The 15,091-nt window shown below is 68.7% G+C and carries 14 protein-coding genes and 2 pseudogenes; 6 read left to right on the top strand and 10 right to left on the bottom strand.

What is annotated here, in order from left to right; genetic code table 11:
• Positions 1–133: 133 nt before the first annotated feature.
• A complete protein-coding gene (locus ABD858_RS34910; RefSeq protein ID WP_345045367.1) occupies positions 134–727 on the bottom strand; it encodes a peptidase inhibitor family I36 protein in 594 nt (197 codons plus the stop codon).
• 498 nt (positions 728–1,225) lie between these two features.
• Between ABD858_RS34910 and ABD858_RS34905 the strand changes: the two genes are divergently transcribed.
• A complete protein-coding gene (locus ABD858_RS34905) occupies positions 1,226–1,453 on the top strand; it encodes a hypothetical protein (protein ID WP_345045365.1) in 228 nt (75 codons plus the stop codon).
• A gap of 251 nt (positions 1,454–1,704) precedes the next feature.
• Here ABD858_RS34905 and ABD858_RS34900 read toward each other — a convergent pair whose 3' ends face one another.
• Positions 1,705–2,616: an LLM class flavin-dependent oxidoreductase gene (locus tag ABD858_RS34900; RefSeq protein ID WP_345045362.1), complete on the bottom strand. Its 912-nt coding sequence runs from the start codon at positions 2,614–2,616 to the stop codon at positions 1,705–1,707.
• 61 nt (positions 2,617–2,677) lie between these two features.
• Between ABD858_RS34900 and ABD858_RS34895 the strand changes: the two genes are divergently transcribed.
• On the top strand, positions 2,678–3,139 hold the full coding sequence (locus ABD858_RS34895) for a MarR family winged helix-turn-helix transcriptional regulator (protein ID WP_345045360.1): 462 nt from the start codon (positions 2,678–2,680) through the stop codon (positions 3,137–3,139).
• Between the two features lie 7 nt (positions 3,140–3,146).
• On the opposite strand, the gene ABD858_RS34890 is transcribed toward ABD858_RS34895, so the two are convergent.
• Genes ABD858_RS34890 through ABD858_RS34880 form a run of 3 tightly spaced genes read right to left on the bottom strand, consistent with a single transcriptional unit; the run spans position 3,147 to position 6,881 of the window.
• The gene (locus ABD858_RS34890; protein WP_345045357.1) at positions 3,147–3,551 is read right to left on the bottom strand and encodes a DUF6262 family protein; all 405 of its coding nucleotides are present in this window, start codon (positions 3,549–3,551) and stop codon (positions 3,147–3,149) included.
• Entirely contained in the window at positions 3,541–5,796 is a 2,256-nt protein-coding gene (locus ABD858_RS34885; protein WP_345045355.1) for a tyrosine-type recombinase/integrase, read from the bottom strand. The genes ABD858_RS34890 and ABD858_RS34885 overlap by 11 nt, the downstream gene beginning before the upstream one ends.
• Positions 5,793–6,881, bottom strand: coding sequence for a tyrosine-type recombinase/integrase (locus ABD858_RS34880; protein ID WP_345045353.1), 1,089 nt, complete (start codon positions 6,879–6,881; stop codon positions 5,793–5,795). Before ABD858_RS34880 ends, ABD858_RS34885 begins: the two co-directional genes overlap by 4 nt.
• 117 nt (positions 6,882–6,998) lie before the next feature.
• On the opposite strand from ABD858_RS34880, the pseudogene ABD858_RS34875 reads away from it, so the two are divergent.
• Both ABD858_RS34875 and ABD858_RS37060 read left to right on the top strand, forming a co-directional pair.
• Positions 6,999–8,702, top strand: a pseudogene (locus ABD858_RS34875) (DUF4158 domain-containing protein); the annotation flags it as partial.
• A 1-nt stretch (position 8,703) separates the two neighbouring features.
• A pseudogene (locus ABD858_RS37060) lies at positions 8,704–8,913 on the top strand (Tn3 family transposase); the annotation flags it as partial.
• 33 nt (positions 8,914–8,946) lie between these two features.
• Here ABD858_RS37060 and ABD858_RS34870 read toward each other — a convergent pair.
• From ABD858_RS34870 to ABD858_RS34855, 4 genes are all read right to left on the bottom strand, one after another.
• Positions 8,947–9,222: a DUF7660 family protein gene (locus tag ABD858_RS34870; RefSeq protein WP_345045350.1), complete on the bottom strand. Its 276-nt coding sequence runs from the start codon at positions 9,220–9,222 to the stop codon at positions 8,947–8,949.
• 54 nt (positions 9,223–9,276) lie between these two features.
• The gene (locus ABD858_RS34865; protein ID WP_345045347.1) at positions 9,277–10,305 is read right to left on the bottom strand and encodes a tyrosine-type recombinase/integrase; all 1,029 of its coding nucleotides are present in this window, start codon (positions 10,303–10,305) and stop codon (positions 9,277–9,279) included.
• 420 nt (positions 10,306–10,725) lie between these two features.
• Positions 10,726–11,382 (bottom strand): hypothetical protein, encoded by a 657-nt coding sequence (locus ABD858_RS34860; RefSeq protein ID WP_345045344.1) that lies wholly within the window; start codon positions 11,380–11,382, stop codon positions 10,726–10,728.
• Positions 11,379–12,509, bottom strand: coding sequence for a tyrosine-type recombinase/integrase (locus ABD858_RS34855; RefSeq protein WP_345045342.1), 1,131 nt, complete (start codon positions 12,507–12,509; stop codon positions 11,379–11,381). The genes ABD858_RS34860 and ABD858_RS34855 overlap by 4 nt, the downstream gene beginning before the upstream one ends.
• Positions 12,510–12,535: 26 nt before the next feature.
• On the opposite strand from ABD858_RS34855, the gene ABD858_RS34850 reads away from it, so the two are divergent.
• Positions 12,536–12,715 (top strand): hypothetical protein, encoded by a 180-nt coding sequence (locus tag ABD858_RS34850; protein WP_345045339.1) that lies wholly within the window; start codon positions 12,536–12,538, stop codon positions 12,713–12,715.
• A 49-nt stretch (positions 12,716–12,764) separates the two neighbouring features.
• Here the strand turns inward: ABD858_RS34850 and ABD858_RS34845 are convergent, their stop codons facing one another.
• Positions 12,765–14,123, bottom strand: a complete 1,359-nt coding sequence (locus tag ABD858_RS34845; protein WP_345045337.1) for a tetratricopeptide repeat protein — start codon at positions 14,121–14,123, stop codon at positions 12,765–12,767.
• A gap of 200 nt (positions 14,124–14,323) precedes the next feature.
• Here ABD858_RS34845 and ABD858_RS34840 point away from each other — a divergent pair, with 200 nt between their 5' ends.
• Entirely contained in the window at positions 14,324–14,806 is a 483-nt protein-coding gene (locus ABD858_RS34840) for a recombinase family protein (RefSeq protein ID WP_345045334.1), read from the top strand.
• Positions 14,807–15,091: the final 285 nt, after the last annotated feature.

Raw genomic sequence — 15,091 nt, 5'->3', positions numbered from 1 at the left:
GTCCAGGCCGCGCCTTCCTGTCCGGTCGGGCACGACAGGTTCCCCGCCGACCGAGGACCGCCGTCAGATGAAGAGTTCCGGTGAAGGAAGAGGCTCCGCTCCGGACGCCGGCCGTGTCTCGGCTTCCGGCACGTCAGCACACGTCGATGCCATCAGCCTTGTCGTTGTTCGTGCTGCCGACGTTGCTGCTGGACGACGGGGCGGTGGAGGTCCAGAGTAGGGTCCAGGCGCCCGTCCAATTGTAGACGCGGGTCTTGGTTCCCGACGTCTGGTTGTTGTGCCAGGAGGTGGTCTGGTCGCTGAACCCCCAGTCGGAGAGGTCGAGGATGCCGCCGCAGTCAGACCAAGTGAGGCGACGTCCGTCGAAGTTGCTGTGCTCGTACAGGCACGTCCACTTGTAGGAGCAGTTCGGCGATCCCATGGCCGAGAACGGCTCGTCTACGGCCCGGGCCTTCTTCTCGCCCGGCAACGGGAAGGTCATGACGGCTTTGCCGCCACGCCATGCGATCTGGTTGACGCCGATCTGCTTCCCGCCAGGGGTCGTGGCCATCTGCTTGTCGACCTGTCGCTGCAGCTCGGCCAGCTCGCTCTTGTTCAGTCCTGCCTTTTGCGCCTGAGCCGCGATCGTGCTCTCGAGTTCGGTCGATGCGGAGGTCGGCCCTGCCAGCCCGAGTGTGGCCATGGCACTGGCCGCCAAGGTGACGCTGATCTTTGTTCTCGTGCGCATGGGATCTTGTTCCCTTCGGTCACGAAGCTCCGGCAATTTCCGAGCGCAGGAAACGCTAAGGCATCGGCGAATTACTAGGCAGGACGTTTCCAGCTGATTTTTGACTGAAACTTGCCACAGCTTCGATCTCAAAAAGAGAATGGGCGTTTCCGTTCGCGGAGCAGGGCTCCGTCGTTCTCGCTGCGACCTCTCGGTTTCGGGACGGTGGTTGTGAGAGACAGTTGATCGTGGGGGTTTTGTTGCTGGCAGGTGGCTGTTTTTGGGGTGTGGGTTCACTGTCGCGGGGGTGAGAGATCGGGGTGGGTGACGCTGTCCTGGGGGGTTATCGCATGACGGGTGATGCTGTCTCAGTTTCGTGAGTTCTTATCCACTGGCCGGTGGGTTGTTGGTGTGCTCGTGGCGTGGTTCCAGAGGAGCAGCGCCGGTCGGAAGGGGTCGGGCAGGGTGCCGGCTGGGGTGTTGCCTGCGGTGTCTGTCCGGGCGTTGCGTGCTGTGGCGGTGAGCCGGTTGCTGGCCTTGCGCCGGGAGGGCAAGCCCATCACCCGGCAGGTGAGGTCGATGGCCGAGGCGTTGGGGGTCGGGGAGCGTGCGGTGTGGCGGTGGCTGGCTGCCGCCGCGCGGGACGAGGCGGCGGCTGCGGCGCCGGGGGAGCGGGCCCGTTACCACGGGCGGTTCACGGTTACTGACGAGATCCGGGCTCTGCTCGCGTTGTGCGGGTGTGAGTAGTTGGGGTACAGGATCCCGGTGAGATTGATCTTGGTCGGCTAGCACATCGTTCGTGGCCTCGCTGAGGTTCACGGAAAGATCGTCGAGCGGGTACCGGCGCTGGCTACGGTCCGCTTTGTGCCGGTGGAGTTTCTGACTGGTGAGCCGGCCTTTATCTGGATCTCTCAAGGTCGATAGGTGTATTGGCCTGGGCATTGGCATGGCTTGCAGTGTCGGCCAAGGAGCTTGTCAGTGTCGCTTGCCAAGGCCGGTCAGGCGCCCTTCTCACGGACAGGGGTGACAATCTCGTCGACAAGCCAGCGGGCGGCCTTGTCCGGGTAGGGGCGGGGCAGGGCGAGTACGACGTGCTGGATGCCGGCGGCAGCGAGTGCGCGGACGTGGGCGCGGGTGGTGGCGGGGTCGGCGTAGTCGACGATGATCTGCGCGGAGCGGGTGATCTCGGCGGGGTCGCGGCCGATCGCCACGCAGTGTGCGTCCAGGACGCGGGCGCGCTCGGTGATCCAGTCGGTGCCGTTGTGGGGCGGGCCGGGGACGTTCCAGATGTCGGCGTGCTCGGCGATGATGCGCAGGGTGCGGTTGCCCCAGCCACCGAGCAGCAGCGGCGGGCCGCTGGGTCGGACCGGGCCGGGGCCGTTGCGAGTGCCGCGCAGGGTGGTGAAGAGGCCGTCGTGATCGAAGACCTCCTCGGTCCACATGCGGCGCAGAATGGTGATCGTCTCGGTGAGGCGGGCCAGGCCCTCGCCTGGGCTCGGGAGCGGGAGGCCGTAGGCGGCGTACTCGGCGACGGCCGGGTTGGGGCCGTCGGGCTGTCGGGTTCCGCCGACGCCCAGGCCCATGATCAGGCGCCCTTCGGAGATCACGTCCACGGTGGTGGCGATCTTTCCGAGGTGGGCGGGGGCGCGCAGCATGTTGCTGGTGACGAGCAGGCCGAGACGGAGTCGGGTGGTGCGAGCGGCTAGTGCGGCCAGCAGCGTCCAGCCCTCCAGGACAGCGCCACCGGGCGGCCCGGCCAGTGGCATCAGGTGGTCCCACAGCCAGGCGTCGTCGAGTTCGGGCAGTTCGTCGGCCTCCTCCCAGACGCGGAGGATGTCGTCGTAGGCCAGGTGCATGGGCGTCGTCTTGACGCCGAAGCGGAGCGTGCAGCGGGCTGCATCAATGAGCATGACCATCACCGTAGCTGATCGTCAGCTCTGCTGACTATCAGGGGGTGGTTAAGATTTTGGGATGGCGGAGAATGACGACGACGGGGCCGCGGTCGAGGAACTGCTCGGCACGCGACTGGGATACCTGCTCAAGCACGCGCAGCTCCAACTGGCTAAGCACGCAGGGCCCGTCCTGGCCCCGTTCGGGCTGGACGCGCGGGAGTTGGCGGCGCTCGCGGTGCTGGCGGCTGGCCGCCCGCTGTCGCAACTGGAGGCCGCGCGGCGGCTGGGCGTGGATCGCACGACGATGGTTGCGCTCGTCGACGCGCTGGAGGGCAAGGGGTTGGTGGAGCGGCGCCGCAGTGAGGAGGACCGCCGCCGCAACGTCGTTGAGTTGACGGAGCGGGGCAGAAAGGTGCGGGCCGATGCGGAGGACGCCCGCGAGGCGGCGGAACGCGAGTTCCTCGCCCCGCTCGGCGAGAAGGACGCGGCGCGTCTGGTGAAGGCGCTGCAGGTGTTGATCAGAACTCCGAACGGGTCCTGAAAGGCCCTCATTCAACTGGAAAGCCCCGGCGGAGATCACGGAGTTGTCCGAGGGCCACGGCGAGTTCGTTGCGGAGTCGTTCGTTCTCCTCGTGCAGTTTGCGGTTGGCGTCCCGTAGCGCTCTGACCACCGTCTCGTGCGACTTGGTGGTGATTCGCTGCTGATCGGGCAGAGCAGGGCGCCCCGTGGCGGGCTGCTTGCCGGCGAGGCCGCGCAGTCGGGCGAGCAGTGACGCCTGGGCAGCGTCGTAAAGGAAGGTCCGGGACACGCCGGACCGGGCGGCGACGCCGGCGACGGTCACCGCCCCGCCGTCACGCTCCAGGGTGTCCAGGACGGCGTGGACGCGCTCGATGCAGGCGAGACGTCGCTGTTGTGCGGCTTCGGCCAGGTGCGCCGAGTTGTCAGCCCGCATCGGCGGTCCTCTCCGTTGCGTCGCGGCTTGCCCCGGCGTCGTTCGGCGACAGCTCGTCGTACTCCTGGTCGGTGATACGCGTGATGGCGTGCTCGACTGCGGCTGCCAGTCTTTCGTTGACCTCGGCGGTTCGCGACCGGCCGGCTGCCGTGGCATCGGCCTGGAGCTCGCGCGTGCGGGCGAGGGTGTCGCGGTGAACCGGCAGGAACTGCCGATCGCTCTGGAAGTCCTGGCAGAAGTAGCAACCATCAGCCGCGGTCTTCGGGCAGGGGCGTGAGATGTGCCGCCCGCACCAGCCGCCAGCCACCGCGTGAAGGCGGCGGCCGATCTTCTCGGCGAGCCACTCGACGCCAGACAGGTCGGCATCAGCGCGGACCTTGACGGCCTCGCCCTTGAGGTTGAAGCGCACCTCGTACTTCTCCTCGTACTCGCGGCGAAGGGTCTCGTCCGCGATGCGCGAGTAGTGCTCCTGCATCTCCCAGGAGGTATGGCCCAGGATCTCGCGGACGGTGCGGCCGGATACGCCCGCGTTCGCCATGCGTGCGCCCAGCGTGTGCCGGAACTGATGCCAGTTGACGATCGCAGGGTCGCCGTTGGAGTCGATGAGCCGGATGCGCTGCAGCCAGGCGTCGAAGCGGGTGTCGGCCGTGCCGTAGGGCATCGGGTACTTCCCGTCCGGGTTGCCGCTGACCTTCGGAAACAGCCACCGGCACGCGTCGCCGAACCGTTCCCGGACCCGGCCGTGCTGCTCGCGGATCGCGTCCACCACGGCTCGGGAGGCGGGGATCGCCCGGAAGCTCTTGTCCTTGCTCTTGTAGTGGACCAGCGCCCAGCGGCCGGACGGCGTCTTCTTCAGGCAGTCGGTCTTAAGGATCAACGCTTCACTGATGCGCAGGCCCTCGTCCCGGCAGATCAGCACCAGGGCACGAGTCTCCGGATCGAGCAGGGCCAGGTTCTCCTCGGACTCGATCTGCTCCATCAGATGCTCGTCGATGAAGTTGGCCTTCAACCCGCGGGGCCGCGGGTACTCGTCCTGATGGATGCGGGCGTCGGGCGGCAGCACGGGCTGCCAGTGGTAGCGGCGCCACGTTTCGAGCAGCGTGGCCACCACGGACAGCAGGCGGCTGCGGCTGCTCGGGGTCAGCGGCCGCCCGCAGTACGCGCCCTTCTTCTCCACAGTCCTGCGGCCGACCCAGCCGATGTAGGACTCCAGCAACGGCCGGTCCAGGACGGCTGGATCGTGCTGCCGGTCCGGACGGGCTTCCGCGATGAACCGGGAGAACTGGACGAAGTCGTTGAGGTTGCGCGCGGCCGTCCGCAGTTCCGTCCGGGCGAGCCGCAGCCGCAGGTAGCGCTTGACCGTCTCCCGCAGCCAGGGCTGGGTGATGCCGGTGAAGTCCAGCGGGGCGACCCGCTGGCGTTCTTCGACGCTGAAGCCGAGCCGGTCCGGGCGCCACACGTCCCTGTCCCACTCCTCAGCGGGGCCGTCGAGGTCGCCGAGGGCCTCCAGCATGTCTGTGAAGAGCTGGCGGACGGTGGTGTGGTGGGGGGACAGCTGGCCCCAGTGCTGTGCCGTGCGGTCGCGTACGGAGGTGACGCCTTCGGCGATGACGGTGTTCACCGCGCGGACCCAGGCGCTGGGGATCACCTTCGAGCGGCGCTGGTCGGTGCGGATCTGAAGCAGGTACTGGAACTCCAGCGCGGCCAGCGGTGGCAGTCCTGCGACAGAGAACCGGGGGATGTTGCGCCGCTCCAGCTCGGCGGGGAACTCTGCAAGCGGAGGTCGGCCGATCTTCGCCCAGCGGTAGTGGTGGCCGTCGCACAGCTGGTGGCGGCTGACGCCGTAGCCGCAGGCAGGGAAGCTGCACGGCCCCACGGCCGGGCGATCGAGGACCGGAGCCGCGGCGGCGTACTCGATGACGCCGATGCGCCGGCCACGCGAGTGCAGGCCGTTCCAGTCAGCGAGGTGCAGGTCACACAGGCGTGACAGGCCGCCCGAATACGGGCATCCGCCGACCCGGCAGGAAGCCACGTCCAGGCTCAGCCCGGCCGGCCAGTTCGCCGGGTCCGCAATCCACGCCTCGCGGTCCGGTCGGCCGGCCTTCCGCCAGGCCAGGTCGTGCTCGGCGCACAACCCCCGCGAGGCGTTCTTCCGCAGACAACTGCTCACCACGCTCAGCAGGGCCGCGACCTGTGGGTCTCCGGGGAACGGGACGACGGCGGCCATCCCACCGTCGGCGCTCACCGCAAGCCCCTGAAGCCGACACGGTCCAGCTCCTCGGCGAGGTCATCGACGTCGAGGTGCCCGTAGATCTCGGCCGTGGTGCGGACCGAGCCATGCGTGAGCAACTCGCTCGCCACCTCCAGCCGCACGCCCGCCCGCAGGAGCGCGGTCGCGTGGGTGTGCCGGAATTGATGTGGGTGAAAGTCGATGCCCGTGCGCCGCCGCAGCCGCTTGACCAGGCTCATCGCCGCCCAGTACCCCATCGGCGTGCCGACCACGCCGTTCCACAGATTCACGAACACGTAGTCGCAGTCCAACTCGCCGTACTCGGCGAACAGGTAGTCGGTGTAGAGGTCGAGCAGCGTGCACCGGACCGGGATCTCCTTCGGGTCGCGGCTTTTGCCCCGTGCCCGGTTGGCGTTGTCCTCGCGCGGCCGCAGGGTGAGCGTCCGCCGGTCGGTGTTGATGTCCTCGTGGCGAAGTGCCAGCGCCTGGCCGATCCGGCAGCCCGTCTCGAACATCAAGGCCATCAGCAGCCGGTCGCGAACCCGGTCGCAGGCGTCCAGGATCTGCTGGACCTCGGCGTCAGTCAGCGTCGGCGGTCGGCGCTTGGTCTGCTTCAGCCGTGTCGGCCGGACGGTGACCTGCCGCTCGGCGATCCCCGCGAGGAAGCCGCCGTGGTCACCGATCGAGGTCGCCCGGCGGTGGATCAGCTGAGCGCCCATCCCGACACCGCGGCGGGCGAGGAACTCGTAGAACATGTAGACGCTGTTCAGCGCACGGTTCACTGTCGATGCCTCCCGTGCCGGGCCACTGTCCGTGTCCGCCGAACGCAGACGGCCGGGCTGGACGGGGCGGCGCAGCCAGCCGGCGAACTGGTCCACGTGCTCAGGAGACGCGGTCAGCGGATCGAGGCCCAGGAGATACAGGAAGACCAGCCACGCCTTCAGGTCGAAGGCGCGGGCCCGCAGGGTGTTCGGCGAGTGCTCCCGGTCGGTACACAGTGCGAGGTAGTCGTCCACCATCTCGACGACCCTCCCGTCGCCGTCCACGACCGTGTACGTCTCCCGACGCGCTCCAGCCCCCACGACCCGACGCACGTACATCCCGACCTCCCCACTCGCTGGCTACTCGGATGAGGTAACGACCGTCACGGACAACGGCACGACCAACTGTCAGCCACGAGGCTGCGCGACTTCGCCGATCCCTCGTGGCGAACGTCCCTGACACGTCTGGCCTGCGTACAGATAAAGGCCGAGGCGTGCGGGACGTTCACCGAGGCGCCCACGCGCCCGGAGCTGGAGCGGTTCTTCTTCCTCGACGATGACGACCGGGATCTGATCGCGCTGCGTCGTACGGACGCGCACCGGCTGGGGATGGCGGTGCAAATCTGTACGGTCCGCTACGTCGGCCGGTTCCTGGGCGAGGACCCGCTCGCGGTGCCGTGGGAGGTCCTGGAGTACCTGGCGGGGCAGCTCGGTATCGCGGACGCCTCGTGCGTGAAGCGGTACGCCGAGCGGCGCTCGACGGTGTACGAGCACGCGGACGAGATCCAGAGGCGGTTCAAGTACCGGGACTTCACCGACCGGAAGTGGGGGCGGGAGTTCCGCAGCTTCCTGTACGGGCGGGCGTGGACGCACGCCGAGGGGCCAGTGGCGCTGTTCAACCACGCGGTGACGTGGCTGCGGAAGAACCGGGTGCTGCTGCCGGGCGTGTCGGTGTTGGCCCGGCAGGTGTCGGAGGCCCGTACGGCGGCCGAGCGGCGCCTGTACGAGGCGGTGGCCCGGGCGACGGTCCGGGCGGATGCGGCGCTCGCGCCGGCGTTGGCGGAGCTGCTGGTGGTGCCGGAGGGCAGGCGGGTCTCGGAGCTGGAGCGGCTGCGTACGCCGCCGGTGAAGTCGACGGGCACGGCGATGGTGCGGGCGATGGAGCGGGTGGAGGAGATCTCCTCGTTCGCGCTGGGGCGGGTGAACCTGTCGCGGGTGCCGGTGAACCGGCTGTCCGCGCTGGCCCGGTACGGGCAGCTGAGCAAGGCGCAGACGATTTTGCGGGCGCCGGAGCCGCGGAGGACCGCGCTGCTGACGGCGGTGGTGCGCCAGCTGGAGGCGCAGGCGGTCGATGACGCGCTGGATCTGTTCGCGGTGCTGATGGCGAACCGGCTGATCAGCCCGGCCCGCCGTGCATCGGACCGGGAGCGGCTGGCGATGCTGCCGCAGCTGGAGAAGGCGGCCCGGATCCTGGCGAAGGCGTCGAAGATCCTCACCGAGGAGCTGGACCTGGTCGCCGAGCACGAGGCGGACCTGGACGTCGCCGCGCTGTGGGCGGCGGTCGAGGAGGCCGTGCCGCGTACGGCGGTGGCCGGGGCGGTCGCGACCGTCGAGGCGTTGGTGCCCGAGGACGACGGCTCGGCCGAAGCCGCGATGCGGGAAAAGCTGGCCCTGCGCTACAACACTGTGCGCCCGTTCCTGTCCCTGCTGGGCGAGTCGGACGCGCTGGGCGCCGCCCTGGCCGGTCGGCGCATCCTCAAGGCCGTGCGTCGCCTGCCCGCGCTCTCGCGGCGCCGGGTCAAGGACCGGCCGCTGCTGCCCCGCGAGGTCGACGCCGAACTGGTGCCGGCGATGTGGAAGCGCGCGGTGTTCTCCAACGCCAAGCTGCCGCAGGGCGCGGTCGACCGCGACGCGTACGTGGTGTGCGTCCTGGAGCAGCTGCACCGCGCCCTGAACCGGCGCGACGTGTTCGCCTCCCCGTCGAACCGGTGGGCGGACCCGCGCGCCCGGCTGCTGGACGGTCCGCGGTGGGAGGCGATGCGCGCGGACGTGCTCGCGGGCCTGTCCCTGACCGAAGACGCGGAGGAGCACCTGGCCCAGCTCACCCGGGGGCTGGACGCGGCGTGGCGGCAGATGGCCGACCGCCTTCAGGAGGCAGGCGATCTGCCACGGCGGCCGCGGCCAGATCCGCCAGGCGTACCGCGAGGGCCAGGAGGACCAGCTCGCAGCTCTCGGCCTGGTCCTCAACGCCGTGGTCCTGTGGAACACCCGCTACCTGGACGCCGCCGTCGCCCAGCTCCGCGCCGAGGGCCACGACATCAAGGACGAGGACGTCGCCCGCCTCTCCCCGCTCAAGGACCGGCACATCAACTTTTATCTGGACGATTCATGGGGTGGTGATGGCTTATTCGTAGAAACAGGCCGCCCTCAGCATGTCGGCGATCAAGCTCCAGTCGGGCCGGTCGGGAGCAGGCTCTCCGCGGTTGATGAAGTAGCCATCCATGTCGTTGGTCCAGGCGCTGAGCGCTTCGAGGTAGCGATCGAGTGATTGGTTCTCCCAACCGTTGGTCTGAACCTCGGCCTCTTGGCTGAGCTGCTTGATGTAAGCAACGAGGTCCGCCCGTGTTCTCACCCAGTTGGTGTCGTTCAGCGAGTTCATGGCGAAGATCTTGCCCGGCACGCGGTCGAACCTCTAGCTGGTTGTTGGATTGGCTTCCCTCAGCCGGAGCGCTGGTCAGCAGTGTTCGTCAGGGGCGGGTTCGGTGCTCTCTCCGAGGTCTGCGAGGAGGCCGCAGATCCGTTCGGCGATGGCGTTGTGTCGCTCAACTTCGCGGGGCCAGCCGCGTTCGACGGCGTCCTGGGCGAGCTGCTGTTCACGGGCGAGCCGGGACCGCAGGCGCGGTGCGTACTCGCTCGTGGTGAGGAACTTCGAGCAGCGGAGGTAGAGGTCGCACTCGCAGGGCCCTTCGGCCGGTGCCCGTAGGAAGTGGCCGAGTTCGAGTTCGGTTTTGAAGAAGTTGGTCTTGAGCCAGTTCAGGGTGTCTTCGCCGATCCGGCTGGTCAGTAGTTCCTCTGCGGCGGGGCCTGCGATCCGCCCGCCAGCTGCGATGACCTTCTCGTACTGCTCTTTCAGGACGGGGTCGCTGATGTGGGAGTAGGTCGCGGACATCTGCGCGTTGCGGTGCCCGAGGATCGCCATGATCGTTTGAATCTGGGCTCCCCCTTCGGCGAGCTGGGTGCCGACGGTGTGGCGAAACCGGTGGGCGGTCACGGTGGGATTGCCGTCGCCGTCGACGAGCCCGGCCTTGCGGCAGGCGATTTCCAGGGCATCGGCGTAGAGGAACTGCCGGCCCATGGGCTTGCCCCGCCGCATGAACACGTAGCGGACCGACCGCTGGGCCCATGCGTCGTGGCGGGCCGCGGCGTTCGCGGCCTTGGCCGTGTCGATCAGCTCCCGCAGCGCGTCCGCCGCTTGGGGGTGCAGGGGGACCATGCGCGCGGTGTAGGTCTTGCCGACCGGGATCCGCAGCCGCGGGTAGCCGTCGGGGTAGGCGTCCAGGCAGTCCAGGGTCAGCCGTGCGATCTCCCCGCGCCGGGCGCCGCTCCAGCGCAGCAGAAGCAGGGCGGTGCGTTGGTGCGGGTCTTCGAAGTTCCTCGACCGCTTCCATGAGGCGGTCCAGCTCGGCCCGGGGGATGAAGCGCGGGAGCGCGGAGGGGAGTTTGGGCATGTCGGAGCGGCCGAGCAGGGGCCGGCCCGGGACATCGCTCCAGCCCCATTGGCTGGTTTCGCGGAAGAACTGAAGCAGCGGACTGAGGTAGGTGTAGCGGGACCGTGCCGTCAGCGGCCGTCCGGTGCGGGCGTTGACGTGTTCGTGCAGGTGGGCCATGAAGCCCTCGATGTGCCGGCGCTCCAGCTGGGTCATCGCGTCGATGTCGGGGTGGGCCTGGGCGAGCCAGCGCAGGAAGTAGCGGAAGGCGTCGCGTGAGTGGCGGACCGACTGCGCGCGGTCGTTGGTCTGTAGCCGTCCCGACAGCCAGCGCGTCACCGGGGCGGCGAGCGCCGACGGCGTCTCGGGAGGGGTGAGTTCGGTTCGCCAGAGTTCGGCGGTCTTCAGGCCGTGGAACGGGGGCTCGGGGACCTGTCCGATGTTGAACAGCAGCACATGGACGCCGTGCAGCCTGGTCAGGCACGCCTTCTGGTAGATCTCGGCGAGCTGGTCCATGGGCATGCGGCGCCGCGCGTTGGAGACATGGCTGGCCTGCACCCGGCCTCCGGCCGGGTGCAGTAGCGCTTGATCTCCTCGGCGAGTGTGCTGAGGTCGTCGAGCCGGATCGCGCGCAGATCGGGGTCACCGCGCATCAGCAGAAGGCGGGTGAAGGTCCAGGTGAGGACGGACCGGCCGCTGACGGGCGCATAGCCGAGCTGGAGCATGCGGGCGGAGAGCGAATCGAGCAGGTCCAGGTCGAGCCCGAGGCCGGCGGCGACCTTGGGGACGAACAGGCTGTCGAAGTTGCGGCTGAGGACGTAGTCGGCGTCCAGTTGGATGCCGTGCACCAGCGAGAGGTAGGCGAGATAGGGGCCTGCCTCGTGGGATGGCCCGATGCGTTTGCCCGGCTCATGCGCGACGCGGCCGTGCAGGTCCAGGCGGACCAGCAGGGGCTCGGCAAACCAGTCCTCCAGGTCCGGCCAGTGCTTGAGGAAACGGTTGTGGAAGTACTGGCGGGACTTGATCGACGCCGGAGCGTCGGCGAACGTCGTCCGGACCCAAGCGAGGTACTCCTCCCTCGGCGCGTGACACCGGCGGCGGGCCGGTTCCGGAACGAGGGCGAGCGCGGTCACCGGTTGTTCTCCAGCGCGCGGATGTAGTCGGCCAGGACAGCCTCGTCGGAGACCCGGGTGTAAACTTTCGTAGACTCAGGCGACGCGTGTCCCAATCGCTTCTGCAGCGACAGCTCCCGCATCCCGCCCTCCCACATCGCGGTGGCGTGAGTGTGCCGCAGCGCGTGCGGCGTGGTCTCCGGCGTGCGCAGACCGAGCTTGTCCAGCCGCCGCGCGAACAGCCGCACCACCGCGTCGTAGCCCAGCGGCTCCAGGCGGCGGGTGCCCCTTCCTCCGACCAGGAACACGAACGCGCTGGTCGCATCGAGCGGGCGCTCGTGCATCACGTAGCGGCTGACCGCGTCCAGGGTGCGAGGCTCATGCAGGTCCACGACCCGTTCCGTGCGGGACTTGCCGCGGACCCCGCGCGGGTGGTCGTCGCGCTTGCGGACCGTCACCCGGCGTCGACCGTAGGAGATGTCGTCCAGGTGCAGCGACAGCACCTCGCCCGGCCGCAGTCCGCCATCCAGCATCAGCAGGAACACCGCCAGGTCCCGCAGCCGCTTCAAGCTGCCGATGAACTGCTCCAGCACCGCCTCGTCCACGGGGCGCGGCAGGCGCTGCGGTTGCTTGACCGTCACCGTGCGGCGCATCGGCTGCTGACGGCTCGCGCGGCCCATGAACGGCTGATGCCGGTCCGGCACCCGGGCAAGTGCGGGGTCAAGGCGCTTCTGCATCGGGGAGTCGCCGTCGTACTCCTCGGCAACCACCGCCCAGTCGTAGAAGCTGGAAACGGCCGCCAGGATCCGGTTCACCGTCGCCGGTGCGAGCAGGCTGCCCGGCGTCTCCGGGCCGACCACGACCGTCAGGCCGAGCCGCTGGGCCGGTCGGCGCGAGGGCGCCCGCCGTAGGAACGCCAGCAGCCGCAAGGCATCCGGGCCCCGGAACTCGCGCCAGTCCATGCCCTCAGCAGCGAGGAAGGTGAACAGGCGCCGCAGGTCGTACGCGTAGGCGCAGATCGTGTGCGGCGAGAAACCCCATTCGACCAGGTGATCCAGGAACCGACAGGCCGCCGTGACCGGTTCACCACCGTCGACCAACCGCACCCGGCGTACGACACCGCCATCGCGTTCCTTGACCACCCGCACACCGGCCTCCCCAAGCCTGCACTCGGATGGCCCAACGAGACCTGTACCTCCGCGGCCACGGCGCCGGTTCAGGCGTCACTCGAAGGTGTCCAGATAAGGAGATCCTGGGCCGCTACCTGTTCAACATCAAGGCCAGCGGCCCCGGCCAGGGCCTGCGCCCTCTCCGGGACCCGGACGCCGTCGAAGACGACGAGGGCAACGACTGAACCGGCCCGCGACGTACGGTGGAGACGTGGCGCATACCAGCCCGAGCTGTCAGAACGGTGGTTCGGTGGAGTAGGTGCCGTCCCATGCGGGTGTGGTCGGTTTGCTTATCGGCTGCTGGAGGAGTCGTACAGCGTCTTGGATGCGGCCGAGGTCGATAAGGCGCTCGGCACGAAGAGAGCTGTTGACTGCCGGGTGCTGTGCGAGGACTGCGTCGGCTTCTTCGGTGCGGCCGGCTTTGTCAAGCATGTCGGACAAGGCCCAGGCCGCGTACCAGGTGTCGCCCTCGGGGTGCGCCCGCGTCTGCTCGATCGCTTCGTCGAGCAGGCCGCAGTCGGCCATGAGCGGAAGCCGCATTTGGAAGAGGTCCCAGTACTCCTTGCCGTCTCTTCGTGCCTTGATGGCATCGAGGTGGGCCAGGCCCTCTCGGGACCGGCCGTGGTCGGCGTACAGGGTGCAAAGAGTGTGGACGAGCCAGTCCTCCGCGTCGTGTTCGGTGAGCGCGCGCAGCACCTCGATCGCCTCGTCGCTCCGTCGGTGCCGGACCAGGAGCTCGGACAGCGGTACAGCCACATGCCACATGCCGGACGGCGTAGCACCGAACGTGCGGTAGGCGGCGATCGCGCCTTCCACGTCGCCGCGTTCCTCCAGCACTTCGGCAAGGCGCTGCACGGCGTGCCCGTGGTACTCGGACGCTGCGTACGCACGCAGTTCCGTGATTCGGTCGTGTCTGGCCAGCAGGTCGGCCAGCTGGTCACGGCCGTTGACGGAGGTGACCTCGCGGGTGTGCAGCAAGGCGATCGCCTCCTCGATCCGGCCCTGGCGTTCCCTGATCGTGGCGAGCAGGCCGACTGCGTTGAACGGTTCCATCCGGAGGTTGTCGCAGTCCGGGTCGTCACAGGCAGGGACCGCCGCTTCCACCCGGGCCTCCAACAGGGCCGCCGCTTCCTCGTCCATGCCCGCCGTTTCGGCGACGTCAACCAAGCACTCGGCGAGGAACCAGTCCTGGATCCCGGCGCGCAGCAGCATGAACGCCTCGCCGCTGCGGCCATGGCGGGCCAGCAGGCGCGCGAAGAAGACCAGCGCCAGCCGGTCACCGGCCTCCGCGTACGGGCGGGACAGCGCGATCGCCTCCTCCGCCCGGCCCCAGCCCTCCAGCAGCTCCGCCCGGGCTTGGGCCGCCGGCCACCAGTTCGTGGCGACGTACGGAGCGAGCACCTCCAACGCCTGCTCGCGCTGGCCCCGATGCCCGAGCAGCCGGGCCCACTCCAGCGCGCAGAACCACTCCCCGCGGCCGGCCTGGAACTCCACTTCCCGCTCATGACCGAGTTCGAGAAGCCGCGCCACCAGCGGCGGAGGAATGCAGCCCGTCAGCGTTCGGGCCCGGTAGTCAAGATCATCAGCGTCCACGACAGCGCACCTTAGCCCTCACCACCGACACAGCCCGCACGTCGGGGCCATCGCATGTGAGGGCAGGCGTCAATAAACGATCGTTTTCTGAAGATCGCCCAGAAGGGCTCCCCGGACCCCGCAGGGCCTTCAGAAACCCCTTCAAAAACCTGGGGGGTTCAACAACCTCAGACCACCGTTTCCTGACATGATCCGGGGCCATGACCGCCCTCGAACCGGCCGACGGACCGGACCTCCTCGTTGCCGAACCACTCGTCCGCACCGAAATCAAGATCGGATACGCCCGGGTCTCCACCGGCGGGCAGAAGCTCGAACGGCAGGTCGACGCCCTCGTCGCCGCCGGATGCCGGAAGATCTTCGCGGACAAGAAGTCCGGCAAGAACGCCCTCCGCCCCGAGCTGAAGGCGTGCCACGCCTTCCTCGACGCCGGCGACACCCTCGTGGTCCCCTCGCTCGACCGCTACGGTCGCAGCCTCCAGGACCTCATCAACATGGTCGCCGAGCTACGCGACCGAGGGATCGGCTTCACCTCGCTGCACGAGAACCTGGACACCACCACCCCCGGCGGCCGGCTCGTCTTCCACGTCTTCGCCGCCCTGGCGGTTATCTCAAGCTCGCCGATCAAGCAGGGCTGTGACCTGGGCGGCCAGGTCAAGGACGGTGTCTTCGACCTGGCCGCGTGACCCTTTCGAGCGCCGCTCAGCACGGGTCGATCGTTACTGAAGCGCGATGCGGTGAGCTGGGTTCGGGGCCCCAGCTGAGCATTGCCTTCATCTGGTGGGTTTGAAGTCGACCTGATGCGCTGGTGCGTGAGCGGTCGAATTTGACGGGGTGATACGGTGTCTGACGTTCGTGTCTGATCCAGATCGAGGAAGTTGGGAGGTGAGGTTGATGACCGCGCTCAAGGCCACTGCCATGTGCTCTGCCTGGACCACCCTCACGTCCCGGGTTGCGGCCTGACCTCATCT

It is taken from the genome of Streptomyces sannanensis, from assembly GCF_039536205.1.
In the GTDB taxonomy this organism is placed as follows: domain Bacteria; phylum Actinomycetota; class Actinomycetes; order Streptomycetales; family Streptomycetaceae; genus Streptomyces; species Streptomyces sannanensis.
Note: the sequence above shows the minus strand (reverse complement) of the source record. Positions and strands in the feature narration are given on the sequence as shown.